13 protein-coding genes are annotated in these 16924 nt (G+C 61.6%); 4 read left to right on the top strand and 9 right to left on the bottom strand.

The genetic code is table 11. The features are described from left to right. Position 1: 1 nt before the first annotated feature. A complete protein-coding gene (gene gmhB / locus M2D63_RS14750) occupies positions 2–535 on the top strand; it encodes a D-glycero-beta-D-manno-heptose 1,7-bisphosphate 7-phosphatase (RefSeq protein WP_285863666.1) in 534 nt (177 codons plus the stop codon). 61 nt (positions 536–596) lie between these two features. Next, a complete protein-coding gene (locus M2D63_RS14745) occupies positions 597–1367 on the top strand; it encodes a 1-acyl-sn-glycerol-3-phosphate acyltransferase (RefSeq protein ID WP_285863665.1) in 771 nt (256 codons plus the stop codon). A gap of 172 nt (positions 1368–1539) precedes the next feature. Here the strand turns inward: M2D63_RS14745 and M2D63_RS14740 are convergent, their stop codons facing one another. Continuing rightward, positions 1540–3162 (bottom strand): MFS transporter, encoded by a 1623-nt coding sequence (locus M2D63_RS14740; protein WP_285863664.1) that lies wholly within the window; start codon positions 3160–3162, stop codon positions 1540–1542. 99 nt (positions 3163–3261) lie between these two features. Then, positions 3262–4911: a GMC family oxidoreductase gene (locus tag M2D63_RS14735; RefSeq protein WP_285863663.1), complete on the bottom strand. Its 1650-nt coding sequence runs from the start codon at positions 4909–4911 to the stop codon at positions 3262–3264. Positions 4912–5048: 137 nt separating this feature from the next. Here M2D63_RS14735 and M2D63_RS14730 point away from each other — a divergent pair, with 137 nt between their 5' ends. Next, entirely contained in the window at positions 5049–5936 is an 888-nt protein-coding gene (locus M2D63_RS14730; protein WP_285863662.1) for a LysR family transcriptional regulator, read from the top strand. A 2-nt stretch (positions 5937–5938) separates the two neighbouring features. On the opposite strand, the gene M2D63_RS14725 is transcribed toward M2D63_RS14730, so the two are convergent. From M2D63_RS14725 to M2D63_RS14715, 3 genes are read right to left on the bottom strand one after another with little or no spacing between them, the layout of a single operon-like run. Next, positions 5939–6757: a sulfite exporter TauE/SafE family protein gene (locus tag M2D63_RS14725; RefSeq protein ID WP_285863660.1), complete on the bottom strand. Its 819-nt coding sequence runs from the start codon at positions 6755–6757 to the stop codon at positions 5939–5941. Further along, positions 6754–8025, bottom strand: a complete 1272-nt coding sequence (locus M2D63_RS14720) for an FAD/NAD(P)-binding oxidoreductase (protein WP_285863659.1) — start codon at positions 8023–8025, stop codon at positions 6754–6756. Before M2D63_RS14720 ends, M2D63_RS14725 begins: the two co-directional genes overlap by 4 nt. A gap of 36 nt (positions 8026–8061) precedes the next feature. Next, positions 8062–8946, bottom strand: coding sequence for an MBL fold metallo-hydrolase (locus M2D63_RS14715; protein ID WP_285863658.1), 885 nt, complete (start codon positions 8944–8946; stop codon positions 8062–8064). A 249-nt stretch (positions 8947–9195) separates the two neighbouring features. Here M2D63_RS14715 and M2D63_RS14710 point away from each other — a divergent pair, with 249 nt between their 5' ends. After that, positions 9196–10512 (top strand): sigma-54-dependent Fis family transcriptional regulator, encoded by a 1317-nt coding sequence (locus M2D63_RS14710; protein ID WP_285863657.1) that lies wholly within the window; start codon positions 9196–9198, stop codon positions 10510–10512. A gap of 64 nt (positions 10513–10576) precedes the next feature. Here M2D63_RS14710 and gyrB read toward each other — a convergent pair whose 3' ends face one another. Genes gyrB through dnaA form a run of 4 tightly spaced genes read right to left on the bottom strand, consistent with a single transcriptional unit; the run spans position 10577 to position 16782 of the window. Continuing rightward, a complete protein-coding gene (gene gyrB / locus M2D63_RS14705) occupies positions 10577–12994 on the bottom strand; it encodes a DNA topoisomerase (ATP-hydrolyzing) subunit B (protein WP_285863656.1) in 2418 nt (805 codons plus the stop codon). Between the two features lie 4 nt (positions 12995–12998). After that, positions 12999–14102: a DNA replication/repair protein RecF gene (recF, locus tag M2D63_RS14700; RefSeq protein WP_285863655.1), complete on the bottom strand. Its 1104-nt coding sequence runs from the start codon at positions 14100–14102 to the stop codon at positions 12999–13001. Positions 14103–14121: 19 nt separating this feature from the next. Beyond that, positions 14122–15225, bottom strand: a complete 1104-nt coding sequence (dnaN, locus tag M2D63_RS14695; protein WP_285863654.1) for a DNA polymerase III subunit beta — start codon at positions 15223–15225, stop codon at positions 14122–14124. Between the two features lie 39 nt (positions 15226–15264). Next, entirely contained in the window at positions 15265–16782 is a 1518-nt protein-coding gene (dnaA, locus tag M2D63_RS14690) for a chromosomal replication initiator protein DnaA (RefSeq protein WP_285863653.1), read from the bottom strand. Positions 16783–16924 lie beyond the last annotated feature (142 nt).

Genomic DNA, 16924 nt, shown 5'->3' with positions numbered 1-16924 from the left:
CTTGAAGCTGCTGATTCTCGATCGGGACGGAGTGATCAACCAGGACTCCGACGCCTACATCAAGTCGCTGGACGAGTGGATTCCGATACCCGGATCGATCGAGGCCATCGCGCAGTTGAGCAAGGCCGGCTGGACGGTGGCGGTCGCCACCAACCAGTCCGGCATCGCTCGCGGCTACTACGACCTGGCAACCCTGGAGGCCATGCATGCGCGTCTGCGCCAGCTGGTGGCCGAACAGGGCGGCGAGGTCGGGCTGATCGTCTATTGCCCGCACGGGCCCGACGAGGGCTGCGATTGCCGCAAGCCCAAGCCGGGCATGCTGCGCACGATCGCCGCGCATTACCAGGCCGAACTGGCCGGGGTATGGTTTGTCGGTGACAGCAAGGGTGACCTGGAAGCCGCAAAAGCCGTCGATGCTCAACCGATTCTGGTAAAAACCGGGAAAGGCGAGATCACCCTGAGCAAGGGGATTGCGCCAGAAACGTTGATTTTCGATGATCTGGCGGCGATCGCCAGAGAACTTATCCACAAATAGGGCGCCTGCCGAACAGGCGCACTTTTACTAGGCGGGCGAGCCCGCAACGGTACATGCCGCTATGTCGATCCTGCAGGCGATCAGAATTTTTCTTTTTTACCTGCTACTGGGTACCAGCTCCTTGCTGTGGTGCACCCTGAGCTTTTTTATCGCGCCGTTTCTGCCTTTCAGCGCCCGCTATCGCTTCATCAACGTTTACTGGTGCCGCTTCGCGCTGGTGCTGGTGCGGGTGTTCCTCAACATCAAGGTCAAGGTCAGCGGGGCTGAAAACATCCCCAAGCAACCCTGTGTGATCCTGTCCAACCACCAGAGCACCTGGGAAACCTTCTTCCTCTCTGCCTATTTCTCGCCCTTGAGCCAGGTGCTCAAGCGTGAACTGCTGTACGTGCCGTTCTTCGGTTGGGCCATGGCCATGCTGCGCCCGATCGCCATTGACCGCGACAACCCCAAGGCCGCCCTCAAGCAAGTCGCCAGCGAAGGCGACAAGCTGCTCAAGGACGGCGTCTGGGTGCTGATTTTCCCGGAAGGCACCCGCGTGCCCTTCGGCCAGATCGGCAAGTTCTCCCGTGGCGGCACCGCCCTGGCGGTGAACGCCGGCCTGCCCGTGCTGCCAATTGCCCACAACGCCGGCAAGTTCTGGCCCAAGCAAGGCTGGAGCAAGCGTTCCGGCACCATCGAGGTGGTCATCGGCGCGCCCATGTACGCCGAAGGCAGCGGCCCACGCGCCATTGCCGAGCTCAATGACCGGGCAGCGGCCTGGAACGAGCAGACCCAGCGCGACATGGGCTCCCTGCCCGCAGCAGCGCCTGACGCGGCAGAACGCACAGCCTGACGATCTGTGGATAACTTGTGTATAGTATTTGGATCACTTCCTGAAAAATAAGCTAAGTCATTAATTTACTTACATATTTCTCTGTATGACTGTTCCGTGATAATCGTGCATAAGTTTTTCCGCGGCATAAAAAAACCGGCGCTTAGCCGGTTTTTTTGTACCCGTGATCGACTCAGACCTTGTCGATGTCCACATCGCGGGTTTCTTTCAGGCAGAACAGGCCGACCACCAGGCTGACACCGGTGATCAGCACCGGGTACCACAGCCCGTAGAAGATATCGCCGGTGTACACCACCAGGGCAAAGGACACGGTCGGCAGGAAGCCACCGAACCAGCCGTTGCCGATGTGGTAGGGCAGCGACATCGAGGTGTAGCGGATCCGGGTCGGGAAGAGTTCAACCATCACTGCGGCCAATGGCCCGTAGGTCATGGTGGCGATCAGGATCATGGCCACGATCAGCACCACCACCATGGTTTCGTTGACCGCCGAAGGATCGGCCTTGGCCGGGTAGCCCGCCTTTTCAATGGCCGCCCGCAGCGCTGCTTCGTCGAAGCCATCGATGCGCTGGTCGCCCACGGTCACCACCACGCTGCTGCCGGCGGCTACCGATTCGGAGCTGTAGGGCAGGCCCTGTTTGACCAGGAAGGTCTTGACCTTGTCGCAAGGGCTGTCGAAGCGGGCCTTGCCTACCGGGTCGAACTGGAAGGTGCAGCTTTGTGGATCAGCCATGACCACGATCGGCGCCTGGCGGCTGGCGGCGTCGATCTGCGGGTTGGCGTAATGGCTCAGGGCCTTGAACAGCGGAAAGTAGAGCAGGGTAGCCAGCAGCAGGCCGAGCATCAGGATCGGTTTGCGCCCCACCCGGTCCGACAGCCAGCCGAAGAACACGAAGAACGGCGCGCCGATGACCACGCTGATAATCAGCAGGGTATTGGCCTGTGCCGGGTCCATCTTGAGCATTTGGGTCAGGAAGAACAGCACATAGAACTGCGCGGTGTAGAAGGTGACGGCTTGCCCTGCGTTGATGCTGAACAGGGCGGTCAGTACCACCTTGAGGTTGGCCCAGGAACCGAAGGATTCACGGATCGGCGCTTTACTGGCCTTGCCCTGGGCCTTCATTTTCACGAAGGCTGGCGACTCGTGCATGCTCATGCGGATCCAGGTGGAGATCGCCAGCAGCACGATCGACAGCAGGAACGGCAGGCGCCAGCCCCAGACTTCGAACTGGTCACCACTGATGTAGCGGCTTCCCAGCACCACCACCAGCGACAACAGCAAGCCAAGGGTGGCGGTGGACTGGATGAAACCGGTGTGGAAGCCACGCTTGCCCGGTGGCGCATGTTCCGCCACATAGGTCGCCGCACCACCGTACTCGCCCCCCAGGGCCAGGCCCTGGAGCATGCGCAGTATCACCAGGATGATCGGTGCGGCAATGCCGATGCTGGCGTAGGTGGGCAGCAGGCCGACGGCAAAAGTCGACAGGCCCATCAGCACGATGGTCACCAGGAAGGTGTACTTGCGCCCGATCATGTCGCCCAGGCGGCCGAACACCAGGGCGCCGAAGGGACGCACCAGAAAGCCGGCGGCGAAGGCCATCAGGGCGAAGATGAAGGCCGTGGTGTCGTTCACCCCGGCAAAGAACTGCTTGCTGATGACCGCGGCCAGGGCCCCGTAGAGAAAAAAGTCATACCACTCGAACACTGTCCCGAGGGATGACGCGAAAATGATCTTGCGTTCTTCCCGGCGACTGCTGCTGATCGTCGCCGCTCCCTGCTCCTGAATGTAATCCGCCATCGTTGCTGTCCTCGGCCCCAAGGCCCCAGTGATTATTCTTGTTGTTCCACTGTCGATGCCGGCAGACCGCGTCCGGCACCGTTACTGCCACGCGCCTGGTCAGGGCGTCGGTATTGCGCTTTCTTCGTCGATCCGGGTTGTGGATAACCGCCCCCGCGTTATCAGTTGCGCCGCCTTTTCGGCAATCATCAAGGTAGGTGAACAGGTATTGCCGGAGACAATCTGCGGCATGATCGAGGCATCGGCGATGCGCAGGCCTGGCACGCCATGCACGCGCAGCTGGTCATCGACCACATCCAGCGGCCCGTTGCCCATGCGGCAGGTGCCCACGGGATGGAAAATGGTGGTGCCGATCTGGCCGGCGGCCTCGTGCAGTTGTTCCTCGCTTTGCAGGTCCGGGCCAGGCAGGTATTCGCGTGGATTGAACGGCGCCAGGGCAGGGGCCTGGACGATCTTGCGGGTCAGGCGAATGGCCTGGGCGGCCACGCGCAGGTCTTCGGGGTCGCTCAGGTAGTTGGGGTCGATCAGCGGGGCGTCGTCCGGGTTGGCCGAACGGATATCGATGCGTCCGCGGCTGGCCGGGCGCAGGTTGCACACCGAGGCGGTAAAGGCCGGGAAGCGGTGCAGCGGCTCGCCGAAGCGTTCCAGCGAAAGGGGCTGCACGTGATACTGCAGGTTGGCCGACGTTTGCTCCGGGCCCGAGCGCACGAACGCGCCCAGCTGGCTCGGCGCCATGGCCAGGGGGCCGCTGCGGTCGTACAGATAACGAAGGCCCATGCCGAGCTTGCCCCAGGCGCTGTTGGCTACCTGGTTGAGGGTACGTGCCTGGCTGACCTGGTAGATCAGCCGAAGCTGCAGGTGGTCCTGCAGGTTGCCGCCAACCCCCGGCAGTTCATGGCGCACGGTTATCCCCAGGCTTTCAAGCAAGCCACGGGGGCCTATCCCTGAACGTTGCAGGATGCCGGGCGAACCCACGGAGCCTGCACACAGGATGATCTCCCGGCGGGCACTGAAGTGCTGCCAGTTGCCTTGCCAGCGAGCCCGTACCTGTGTGGCACGGCCTTCCTCCAGCACGACCCGGTCAACCAGCACGTCGGTCAGTACCGTCAGGTTCGGGCGCTTGAGCACAGGACGCAGAAAGGCCTTGGCCGAATTCCAGCGAATGCCGGAACGCTGGTTGACCTGAAAGTATCCACAGCCCTGGTTGTCGCCACCGTTGAAATCGTCAACGCGGGCGATGCCGCTTTGTGCAGCGGCGTCGCGGAAGGCATCGAGAATCGGCCAGGAGTAGCGTTGCTGTTCGACGCGCCACTCGCCTTGATCGCCGTGCACGTCCGAGGCACCGGCGAAGTGGTTTTCGCTGGCCTTGAACAGCGGCAACACGTCTTTCCAGGCCCAGCCGGCATTGCCTTGCTCGGCCCAGCGGTCGTAGTCACCGGCCTGGCCGCGCATGTAGATCATGCCGTTGATCGAGGAGCAGCCACCGAGCACCTTGCCCCGTGGATAACCCAGGGCGCGCCCGTTGAGGCCGGGCTGGGCTTCGGTCTTGAAGCACCAGTCGGTGCGGGGGTTACCGATGCAATACAGGTAGCCCACCGGAATATGAATCCAGGGGTAGTTGTCGCGACCACCGGCTTCGAGCAGCAACACCCGGCAGCCCGGATCGGCGGACAGACGATTGGCCAGCAGGCACCCGGCAGGGCCGGCGCCGACAACCACGTAATCGTAGACAGGATCGGCTGATGGCATGGGCAACCTCGCGCCTGATTATTATTCTTGTCCCAGTCCATGTTATTGATTATTTTCGGGATGAAAACGTTAGATTTCACTCAACTGCTGTGCGTTTTAGAACAACGTTCGTGAACACCTGATTCACAAGGAAAAGCATGTTCGACTGGAATGATCTGCGGTTTTTTCTCGAGTTGCAGCGCAGCGGTCGCCTGTTGACCGCGGCCAAACGCCTCAACACCACCCACAGCACCGTGGCCCGGCATATCGAAAATATCGAACAGAGCCTGGGCACCCCGTTGTTCGTCCAGCACGCCCAGGGCTACGAACTGACCCCCTCGGGCCAGGCGCTGCTCAAGCATGCCGAAGCCATGGAAAACGTCGCGCTGCTGGCCCAGGAAGAGATCACCCAGGCCATCACGCCATTGGGCAAGATCCGCCTAGGGGTGACCGAAGGCATCGGCATCATGTTCTTCACGCCGCGCATGGGCAGTCTGTTCGAACGCTACCCGGGCCTTGAGGTGGAGCTGGTCGCGGTGCCGCGTTTTGTCAGCATCCTCAACCGCGAGGCGGAAATCAGTATTCACCTGGAGCGACCCAACGCCGACCTGTTGATCACCCGCAAGCTCACGGACTATCGCCTGGCGCTGTATGCGAGCCCCGATTACCTGGCCCGGGCGCCGGCCCTTAACCACCGCGAAGACCTCGCCAGACACAGCTGGATCGGCTACGTCGACGATCTGCTGTTCAGCCAGGAGCTGCTGTTTCTCAACAGCTTCTGCCGGGCACCCAACGTGGTGTTTCGCAGCACCAGCGTCATCGCCCAGCAGCAGGCCGCCCGCGCCGGATTGGGGATCGCCGTGCTGCCCAACTACATGGCCCGGCACGACCCGGCGCTGGTACGCGTACTGCCCAGTGAAACCATCCAGCGCAGCTACTGGATCTGCACCCGCCGCGAACTGCACAAGTCAGTGCGCTTGCGGGTGGTCTGGGACTTTCTCCTGGCGCTGTGTGCCGAAGCCCAGGGCGAGTTGCTCGCCGAGTAGGCTCAGCTGCCCAGGGTTTTCATCACCAGCAGCAACGCCGCGCAGATTCCGACCGTGGCGAACAGCTGCTGAAGGCGCGGTCCGGCCAGGCGACTGGCCAGTTGCCGGGCGGCCAGCAACCCCACCACTGCACCGCCGGCAAACGGCGCGCCCACCGCCCAATGCATCACACCGCCGATGCTGGCGCTGATGACGCTACCGGTGGAGACCAGGGCGATCACCGCCAGCGAGGTGGCGACGATGCTCTTCATCGGCAGGTTGGTGTAGCGGCTCAATGCCGGAATGATCACAAAGCCGCCGCCCACTCCCAGCAGCCCGGACAGCAGGCCGGACAACAACCCGGTGAACGCCAGCGCCCGGGCGCAGGGCAGGGTCCAGCGCAGGCGACCCTGGGCCGGATTGAGTACACAGGGCATCAGGCTGCGCTGCCCCAGGGGTGGCTGACCGCGCAGTTCGCGACTGGCCTTGAGCAGCATGCGGGCACAGGCGTACACCAGTACCACCGCGAAGGTCAGGGCCAGCGGTCCATCCGGTAGCTGATGCGCGAGCATCAGGCCAACGGGGGCGGCGGCGACACCGATCAGCGCCACGAACGCCGCCGCACGATAACGCACCACACCCTGGCGCAATCCCAGCAAGGCGCCGACCGCTGCCGCCATTCCGACGGCCAGCAGGCCGACCGGCGCGGCCTCGACCATCGACAAGCCAAGGCCGAAGACCAGCAGCGGTACGGCAAGAATGCCGCCGCCGGCGCCCGTCAGCGCCAGCACCGCACCAATGATTGCGCCAAGGCCCGCAGCAAGAAAGGGCTGTTCGATCACTGCCGACCCTCGACCGGTGCCGCCTGCGGCTTGGCCAACCATTCCCGCCCCTTGAGCATGCAGCGCCAGTACAACGGCGGCAGCACCTGCGCCTTGAGCAGCCAGGCCAGGCGTGTCGGGCGACGGCCATCGAGCAACCAGCGGGGAAAGCTCGGTGCCAGCTTGCCGCCATAGGTGAACTCGGCCAGCACGATCTTGCCGCGCTCCACCGTCAACGGGCAGGAACCGTAACCATCGTAGTGGGCGAGGGTGGACAAACGTCCCAGGGCGACCAGCACGTTATTGGCAACCACCGGTGCCTGCTTGCGCGCCGCGGCGGCCGTCTTGGCGTTGCCGGTGTTGATCGCGTCCCCCAGGCCATGGATGTTGGCGAAGGCACGGTGGCGCAGGGTGGCCGGGTCGACATCGATCCAGCCCGCGGCATCGGCCAGCGGGCTGTTGCGGATGAAGTCAGGCGCCACCTGGGGCGGCACCACATGGAGCATGTCGAAGGGCTGGACCCGGGTTTCGCTGCTGCCGTCCGCCAGGGTACGGACGAAGGTGGCTTGCTTGCCCGGTCCGTCTACGGCGACCAGCCGGTGGGCGTACTGCAGGTCCACCCCGTACTTGTCGATGTACTCCATCAGCGCCGGCACATAGTCCGCGACGCCGAACAGCACGGCCCCGGCATTGAAGAACTGGGCCTGGATCTTGCCCAGGCGACCCGTGCGCAACCAGTGGTCGCACGACAGGTACAAGGCCTTCTGCGGCGCACCCGCGCACTTGATCGGCATGGGCGGCTGGCTGAACAGCGCACGGCCCTCGCGCAGGTTCTGCACCAGTTTCCAGGTGTAGGGCGCCAGGTCATAGCGGTAGTTGGAGGTCACGCCATTGCGACCGAGGGTTTCGCTCAAGCCTTCAATGGCATCCCAATCCAGCTTGAGACCAGGGCAGACCACCAGTTGTTCATAACTCAGCAAGCGACGGTCATCCAGGGTGACGGTCTGTCCGAATGGATCGAAGCTTGCGACCCGGGCCTTGATCCAGCGGACCCCGGACGGGATGGTCGATGCCATGTCCCGCGCGGTGCTGGGTGCGTTGAACACCCCCGCGCCGACCATGGTCCAACCGGGTTGATAGTAGTGCGTGTCGGCCGGATCGATGATGGCAATGTCCAGCGACGGATCACGGCAGATAAGGCTGGAAGCGGCAGCAATGCCGGCAGCTCCCGCGCCGACAATCAGGACCTTGTGGTGTTCGCCCTTGGGCGACGTGGTTTGGGCAGGCATGGCAGGGTATTCCTTAATAATAATTCTCGGTATTGCTCAGAGTGCGTTGAGCGGGATCTTCAGGTAACGCACACCGTTCGCTTCGGGCTCGGGCAGCTGGCCGCTGCGCATGTTGACCTGCACGGAAGGGATGATCAGCACCGGCATGTCGAGGGTGGCGTCGCGGGCTTCGCGCATGGCCACGAAACTGTCTTCACTGATCCCTTCACGCACATGGATGTTGCTGGCGCGCTGTTCGGCCACGGTAGTCATGTAGCGCAGCTCGCGGCCACCGGGCAGGTAGTCATGGCACATGAACAGTCGCGTATCGGCGGGGAAGGCGAGGATGCGCTGGATAGAGCGGTACAGAGTGCGCGCGCTGGCGCCGGGGAAGTCGCAACGGGCAGTACCGTAATCGGGCATGAACAAGGTGTCGCCGACGAAGGCGACGGTCTGTCCGGCGATCTCCACCACATAGGTCATGCAGGCCGGCGTGTGCCCCGGTGTATGCAGGGCCCGGGCCTGCAGGTTGCCGATGCTGAAGCCCTGCTCGTCATCGAACAGGACGTCGAACTGGCTACCGTCCCGGGCAAACCCGGGTTCGGCATTGAACAGGGCGCCGAAGACTTTCTGCACCTGGGTGATCTGGCTGCCGATGGCGATCTGGCCGCCCAGCATCTGCTTGAGGTAAGCCGCCGCCGACAGGTGATCGGCATGCACATGGGTTTCCAGGATCCACTGCACCTCGGCGCCCAGTGCCTTGACCCGCTCAATCAGCCTGTCGGCCGAGGCGCTGCTGGTCCGGCCGGACTTGGGGTCATAGTCGAGCACACTGTCGATCAGGGCGCACTGGCCGCTGCCGTGGTCCATCACCAGATAGCTGATGGTCGAGGTTGCGCTGTCGAATAGCGCTTCCACATACAAGTTGCCGCCGATCATCATTACCGCGTTCTCCAGAAATTCCAGGTGCCTTGGCTCGAAGCCTTGCTGGCATGGGCCAATCCGTCATCAAGATATGTGCCAGCCAATACGTAAGCCGTTTCTGAGCTGCGGTGCCGATTTCATTGAGTGTCAGCAATCCGGCTCATGTCAGACTGCCGCTTTTGCTGTCAGGCCTTGGCAGTCCCTGGCAGTTTTTGGCAGTCCCTCCTGCCTTCAGTTAAGCTGCTCGCAAGCTTTTCCTGGTGCCTTATGTCTTATTCCCCACGAGAAATAACCGATCCTGCCGTCCAGGCGCTGGTGTCCTATCTCGAGCACGATGCCCAGCCCACCATCGTGCTGGACACCGACTACAACATCCTTGCGGCAAACGGCGCCTACCAGCGCCAGTTCGGCAGTGAAGGGCGGCCACCCATCGGTGGCAAGTGCCATCGGGTTTCCCACCATTACGCCGTGCCGTGCGATCAGGCTGGCGAGCTCTGCCCGATGCGCAAGGCCTGGGACAGTCGCAGCCCCGAGCGCGTACTGCATGTGCACCACACCCCTCGTGGGCCTGAACATGTGGATGTCGAGTTGCGGCCCATCCTCGATCAGCAGGGCGAGGTGGTCGCCTTTGTCGAGCGCCTGACCAGTATCGCCGTGGCATCGGCCCAGCCCCAGCAGCAGGGACTGGTAGGACGTTCACCCGCGTTCAAGGAGTCCTTGTCCAGCCTGCAGCGAGCAGCGCCCGCGCAAATTCCGGTGCTGCTGCAAGGCGAGTCCGGCACCGGCAAGGAACTGTTCGCCCGCGCCTTGCACTTGGGCAGCCCTCGGGCCAATGCGCCCCTGGTGGTGGTCGACTGCACCGGCCTGACCGAATCATTGTTTGAAAGCGAGCTGTTCGGCTACGAGAAGGGTGCATTCACCGGTGCCTTGCAACGCAAGATCGGCCTGGCCGAAGCGGCCCATGGCGGTACGCTGTTTCTCGACGAGATCGGTGAAGTGCCCCTGGCCATGCAGGTCAAATTACTGCGCCTGATCGAGTCCGGCAGCTTTCGTCCGGTGGGGAGCCTGCGCACGGTTCACTCGAACTTCCGCCTGATCTCGGCGACCCACAAACCGCTGAAGGAGATGGTGGCCGCCGGCACCTTCCGCGAAGACCTCTACTACCGCATCAGTGGTTTCCCCATCCGCTTGCCGGCCTTGCGCGAGCGGGTCGGTGACTTGCCGCTGCTGGTCGAAAGCCTGCTCAAGCGCATGGCAGGCAACGCGGCTCCCCAAGTGGACAGCGCCGCGATGGCGTTGCTCAGCCTGCACAGTTTTCCAGGCAACATTCGCGAGCTGCGCAACATCCTTGAGCGGGCGAGGTTGTTCGCCGATGACGGGGTGATCCGGGCCGAGCACTTGCCGGCAGAACTGCGAAGCGGGGAGGTGCCGCCAAGCGTCTCACCACGACGCCGCAACCGCGACAACCTTGGCCAGTTGGCCCAGGCCCTGGAAAGTTTCGGTGGCTCGCGCAGTGAACTGGCCCGCCACCTTGGCCTGAGTGAGCGGACACTATACCGGCGTTTGCGCGAACTCGGATTGTGAGCCTCCAGAAATGACAAACCCCGGCAAGTGCCGGGGTTTGTCATTTCTGCGGATGCGAACCTGATCAGAAGTCCAGGTTGGATACCGCCAGGGCGTTGCTTTCGATGAACTCACGACGCGGCTCAACGGCGTCGCCCATCAGGGTGTTGAAGATCTGATCGGCAGCGATCGCGTCTTCGATGGTCACCTTGAGCATGCGGCGCACGGTCGGGTCCATGGTGGTTTCCCACAGCTGGTCAGGGTTCATCTCACCCAGACCTTTATAGCGCTGGATAGTGTGACGCTTGGTGCTTTCGGTCATCAGCCAGTCGAGGGCTTCCTTGAACTCGCTGACCGCTTTCTTGCGCTCGCCACGTTGTACGTAGGCACCCTCGCCGAGCAGGGTGCTCAGTTGTGCGCCCAGTGCGGTGACGGTGCGGTAGTCGTTACTGCCGAAGAAGTCGCGGTTGAAGGTGACGTAGCTGGCCAGGCCGTGGGAGGTGACTTCCACTTCCGGCAGCCAGACATTGCGCTCCTTGTCTTCACGCAGGCTGGCCTTGTACAGCAGGCCCGACTTCTCGCTGATACGCAGACGCTCTTCGAACTTGCCCAGCCATTCCTGCATGGCGGCGTGATCGCCCAACTGCTCCAGGGACACGGGCGGCAGGTAGACGAAGTGCTCGGTCAGCTCCTGAGGGTACAGGCGCGACAGGCGCTTGAGCGTTTTCATCACGGTACGGAATTCATTCACCAGACGCTCCAGCTCGACGCCGGAAACCGGTGGCGCCGACTCGTCCAGGTGCAGGCTGGCGTCTTCCAGGGCCGACTGCGTCATGTACTCTTCCATGGCTTCGTCGTCTTTGATGTACTGCTCTTGCTTGCCTTTCTTGACCTTGTACAGCGGCGGCTGGGCAATGTAGATGTAGCCACGCTCGACCAGCTCCGGCAGCTGACGGAAGAAGAAGGTCAGCAGCAGGGTACGAATGTGCGAACCGTCGACGTCAGCATCGGTCATGATGATGATGTTGTGATAACGCAGCTTGTCGATGTTGTACTCTTCGCGACCGATACCGCAGCCCAGGGCGGTAATCAGGGTGCCCACTTCCTGGGACGAGATCATCTTGTCGAAACGGGCTTTCTCGACGTTGAGGATCTTACCCTTGAGCGGCAGGATCGCCTGGGTCTTGCGGTTACGACCTTGCTTGGCCGAACCACCTGCGGAGTCACCCTCCACCAGGTAGAGTTCGGAAAGGGCAGGGTCCTTCTCCTGGCAGTCAGCCAGTTTGCCCGGCAGGCCGGCGATATCCAGTGCACCTTTGCGGCGGGTCATTTCCCGCGCCTTGCGCGCTGCTTCACGCGCACGCGCCGCGTCGATCATCTTGCCGACAACCGCCTTGGCTTCGTTCGGGTTCTCCAGCAGGAAGTCGGAGAAGTACTTGCCCATTTCCTGTTCCACGGCGGTTTTCACTTCCGAGGAAACCAGCTTGTCCTTGGTCTGCGAGCTGAACTTCGGATCCGGTACCTTCACCGAGATGATCGCGGTCAGGCCTTCACGGGCATCGTCACCGGTGGTCGCGACCTTGTTCTTCTTGGCCAGACCTTCCTGCTCGATGTAGTTGTTCAGGTTACGGGTCAAGGCCGAGCGGAAGCCGACCAGGTGAGTACCACCGTCACGCTGTGGAATGTTGTTGGTGAAGCACAACAGGTTCTCGTTGAAGCTGTCGTTCCACTGCAGGGCGATTTCCACGCCCACGCCGTCTTCACGCTGAACATTGAAGTGGAACACCTGGTTGACCGGGGTCTTGTTGGTGTTCAGGTATTCAACGAACGCACGCAGACCACCTTCGTACTTGAAGTACTCTTCCTTGCCCGAGCGCTCATCCTTCAGCAGGATGCCGACGCCGGAGTTGAGGAACGACAGTTCGCGAATCCGCTTGGCCAGGATGTCCCAGCTGAAGTGGATGTTCTTGAAGGTTTCGGCCGACGGTTTGAAGTGGATATGGGTACCCGTGGTTTCACTGTCGCCAACGATTTTCATCGGGGCTTGAGGAACACCGTGAACGTAGGTCTGTTCCCAGATCTTGCCACTACGACGAACAGTGAGGATCAACTGCTCGGACAGGGCGTTTACCACCGACACACCCACACCGTGCAGACCGCCGGAAACTTTATAGGAGTTGTCGTCAAACTTACCGCCAGCGTGCAGGACGGTCATGATGACCTCGGCGGCGGAGACGCCTTCCTCTTTATGCACGTCGACTGGAATACCGCGACCGTTGTCGCGAACACTGATGGATTCATCCGGATGAATGATTACGGTGATGTCATCACAGTGGCCGGCGAGTGCCTCGTCGATCGAGTTATCGACCACCTCGAACACCATGTGGTGCAGGCCGCTACCATCATCGGTGTCGCCAATGTACATACCGGGACGCTTGCGCACGGCATCTAGCCCTTTCAGCACCTTGATGCTGGAGGAGTCGTACGTTTGATTTTCGCTCATGCCTTCACTCCCGATGGTCGTGGGTCTGGGTGATACGGCCCTGTTCCACGTGGAACAAAGCAACTGGCGTTTCCGTCTGCCAGCCTTCCCTCAATAATTCGTGATCTACACAGGTGATAAAAACCTGGCAGTGTAAGTCTTCCAGCAAGCGGCAAAGTGCGCGGCGATGCTGCTCGTCCAACTCGGACGGCAAGTCATCCACCAGATAAATACATTGGCCGCGCCGAGCCTGGCTGACCAAATGTCCCTGGGCGATACGCAACGCACAGACCACAAGTTTCTGCTGGCCGCGGGACAAGATGTCGGCGGCGTTATGAGCGCCGAGTCTCAGGCGCAAATCAGCTCGTTGTGGCCCGGCCTGGGTATGGCCCATCTGCTGATCTCGTTGCAGGGAAGACGCGAGCACTTCACTGAGTTCTCGATCCTTGTCCCAGCCGCGGTAATAGCTCAGGGTCAGCCCTTCGAGCTCGACCAAATCGCTCAGGGTTCGCTCAAAGACTGGCTTCAAGGCCTTGATGTAATTTCGGCGATATTCATCTATTTCAGCACTGGCCAGGCACAGTTCCCGGTCCCAGGCCGCTTGCGAAACAGCGTCAAGTGTACCATGCCGCAACCATGAGTTCCGCTGCCGCAATGCCTTCTGCAGGCGCTGCCAGGTTGCCATGAAGCGGGGTTCCACGTGGAACACGCCCCAATCGAGGAACTGCCGACGAATTTTCGGTGCCCCTTCGAGCAGGCGAAAACTGTCCGGGTTGATCAATTGCAGCGGCAGAATTTCCGCCAGCTGCGCAGCACTGCGAGCGTTCTGCCCATCGATACGAATGGTGAACTCGCCTTGCCGATCCCGTGAAATGCCCAGGTTACTGATACCGCCTTCGCTCAGCTCGACTTGGCCAAACACCGTCCAGGCCGGTTGCTCGTACTGAATGACGGGCGTCAGGCGCGTGCTACGAAAAGAGCGGGCCAGGCCCAGCAGATGAACGGCTTCCAGCACACTGGTTTTTCCGCTGCCGTTGGCGCCGTACAGGATATTGATGCGGGGAGAGGGGGAGAAGGTCACCGGGTGCAGGTTACGCACCGCGGTGACCGAAACGCGACTGAGGGACATCTAGCGTCTGCTGGACAAATTACAGACGCATCGGCATGACAACGTAAGCGGAGTCGTCGTTGTCAGCTTCCTGCAGCAGGGCACTGCTGTTGGAGTCCGACAGGATCAGACGAACCTGCTCGGTGGTCATGACGCCCAGCACGTCCAGCAAGTAGCTGACGTTGAAGCCGATTTCCAGCGAGCTACCGTTGTAGTCGACGCTGATCTCTTCTTCCGCTTCTTCCTGCTCCGGGTTGTTCGCCTGGATCTTGAGCTGGCCGTTGGCCAGCTGCAGGCGGATACCGCGGTACTTCTCGTTGGACAGAATGGCGGTACGGCTGAACGCTTCGCGCAGCGCCTGGCGATCACCGACCACCAGCTTGTCGCCACCTTTTGGCAGTACACGCTCGTAGTCCGGGAACTTGCCGTCGACCAGCTTGGAGGTGAAGGTGAATTCACCGGTGGTGGCGCGAATGTGGTGCTGGCCGAGGACGATGCTGACCATGCCATCCGGCTCGGTCAGCAGGCGTGCCAGTTCAAGGATACCCTTGCGCGGCACGATGACCTGGTGACGGTCGGCCTGGCCGATGTCGGCACGCATCGAGCACATGGCCAGACGGTGACCATCGGTCGCTACGGCACGCAGGGTGTCTGTGGATACTTCCAGCAACATACCGTTGAGGTAGTAACGTACATCCTGCTGGGCCATGGCGAAGCTGGTGCGCTCGATCAGGCGGCGCAGGCGGCTTTGCTCGAGGTTGCAGGTCAGCGAGCCCGGGCCTTCCTCGACAGTCGGGAAGTCATTGGCTGGCAGGGTCGACAGGGTGAAACGGCTGCGACCGGCCTTGACCACGATCTTCTGCTCGTCGAGCTTGATGTCGATCAGGGCATCGTTAGGCAAGCTTTTGCAGATATCCATCAGCTTGCGCGCAGGCACGGTGATCTCGCCTGGCTCGGCAGGCTCTTCGAGTTGCACCCGGCCAACCAGTTCCACTTCCAGGTCAGTACCGGTAAGCGACAGTTGCTGGCCTTGAACGACCAGCAGCACATTGGACAATACCGGCAAGGTCTGGCGGCGCTCGACGACACCTGCGACCAGTTGCAGGGGTTTCAACAGGGCTTCGCGTTGAATGGTGAAATGCATGGTCTAGTCCCTTGCCTTAATAAGCTGCGCTGACGCCAATCACGTCGTCAGGGTCCGCAGCAGGTTCTTGTAGTCCTCGCGGATATCCGCGTCGGATTCCTTGAGTTCGTTGATCTTGCGGCACGCATGCAACACCGTGGTGTGGTCGCGGCCGCCGAAGACGTCACCGATTTCCGGCAAGCTGTGGTTGGTCAGTTCCTTGGACAGGGCCATGGCCACCTGACGCGGCCGGGCTACCGAACGGGAACGACGCTTGGACAGCAGGTCGGAGATCTTGATCTTGTAGTACTCGGCCACGGTGCGCTGGATGTTATCCACACTCACCAGCTTGTCCTGCAAGGCCAGGAGATCCTTGAGCGATTCGCGAATCAGCTCGATGGTGATGTCGCGTCCCATGAAGTGCGAGTGGGCAATGACCCGCTTGAGGGCACCTTCAAGTTCACGGACGTTGGAGCGAATGCGCTGGGCAATGAAGAAGGCCGCGTCATGGGGCAGTTCGACCTTCGCCTGGTCGGCTTTCTTCATCAGGATCGCGACGCGGGTTTCCAGCTCCGGTGGCTCGACCGCAACGGTCAGGCCCCAGCCGAAACGCGACTTCAGGCGTTCTTCCAGGCCTTCGATCTCTTTCGGGTAGCGGTCACTGGTCAGGATGACCTGCTGACCACCTTCGAGCAAGGCGTTGAAGGTGTGGAAAAACTCTTCCTGGGAGCGCTCCTTGCGGGCGAAGAACTGGATGTCATCGATGAGCAAGGCGTCCACCGAACGGTAGAAACGCTTGAACTCGTTGATGGCATTGAGTTGCAGGGCCTTGACCATGTCGGCAACGAAACGCTCGGAATGCAGGTAGACCACCTTGGCATTCGGATTCTTCTTGAGCAGGTGGTTACCCACAGCATGCATCAAGTGCGTCTTACCCAGGCCCACACCGCCGTACAGGAACAGCGGGTTATAGCCGTGCTTGGGGTTGTCGGCGACCTGCCAGGCTGCCGCGCGGGCCAGCTGGTTGGATTTACCTTCGACGAAGTTTTCGAAGGTGAAGGTGCGGTTCAGGTAACTGGTGTGCTTGAGCGCACCTTCTACCTGGACGGTGCGACCGCTTGGCGCCGGGGCACTGCCGGACTCGCCCATGGAGTCGAAGCTGTCACGCGAAGGCGCTTGTTCGACTTCGGTTACTGCCACGGCGGGGGCGGCAGCCACGGGAGCAGCGCTGGGCTCGGCGACCACGGCAGCTTGTGCAGCCTGTGCCTGCGCCTGTGACGCGGCAACTGCAGCGGCCAGCGGTGCATTGGGTGCAGCACGAGGCGCCGAGCTGCGTCGGCTGCCTATTAATAAGGAAAGCGCAGGCGCGATGCCGTTGCCGTGTTCACCCAACAGCTCGAGCAGGCGGCCCAGGTACTTTTCATTGACCCAGTCGAGCACGAAGCGGTTAGGCGCATAGACGCGCAACTCGTCGCCTTCGGCTTCGACCTGTAGCGGACGGATCCAGGTGTTGAATTGCTGGGCAGGCAGTTCATCGCGCAGAAGCTCCACGCACTGCTGCCAAAGTTCCACTGACACGGATATCCCCTGAGTTGAAAGCCGGTGAGGCCGGTGAGGCAAAAACAAGCGCCCATTGTACCGAGCGCCAGCCCAGTTATCCACATGCAGCTGCGTCAAGGATGGCGATAAATCAGCAGCTTAGTGACCAAAATGACCTTTC

The sequence above is a fragment of the Pseudomonas sp. BJa5 genome, from assembly GCF_030272875.2.
GTDB lineage: Bacteria > Pseudomonadota > Gammaproteobacteria > Pseudomonadales > Pseudomonadaceae > Aquipseudomonas.
Note: the sequence above shows the minus strand (reverse complement) of the source record. Positions and strands in the feature narration are given on the sequence as shown.

Coding starts and splice junctions, on each gene's coding strand:
- M2D63_RS14745 (WP_285863665.1), top strand. CDS start 597: ATGTCGATCCTGCAGGCGATCAGAATTTTTCTTTTTTACCTGCTACTG.
- M2D63_RS14740 (WP_285863664.1), bottom strand. CDS start 3,162: ATGGCGGATTACATTCAGGAGCAGGGAGCGGCGACGATCAGCAGCAGT.
- M2D63_RS14735 (WP_285863663.1), bottom strand. CDS start 4,911: ATGCCATCAGCCGATCCTGTCTACGATTACGTGGTTGTCGGCGCCGGC.
- M2D63_RS14730 (WP_285863662.1), top strand. CDS start 5,049: ATGTTCGACTGGAATGATCTGCGGTTTTTTCTCGAGTTGCAGCGCAGC.
- M2D63_RS14720 (WP_285863659.1), bottom strand. CDS start 8,025: ATGCCTGCCCAAACCACGTCGCCCAAGGGCGAACACCACAAGGTCCTG.
- M2D63_RS14715 (WP_285863658.1), bottom strand. CDS start 8,946: ATGATGATCGGCGGCAACTTGTATGTGGAAGCGCTATTCGACAGCGCA.
- M2D63_RS14710 (WP_285863657.1), top strand. CDS start 9,196: ATGTCTTATTCCCCACGAGAAATAACCGATCCTGCCGTCCAGGCGCTG.
- gyrB (WP_285863656.1), bottom strand. CDS start 12,994: ATGAGCGAAAATCAAACGTACGACTCCTCCAGCATCAAGGTGCTGAAA.
- recF (WP_285863655.1), bottom strand. CDS start 14,102: ATGTCCCTCAGTCGCGTTTCGGTCACCGCGGTGCGTAACCTGCACCCG.
- dnaN (WP_285863654.1), bottom strand. CDS start 15,225: ATGCATTTCACCATTCAACGCGAAGCCCTGTTGAAACCCCTGCAACTG.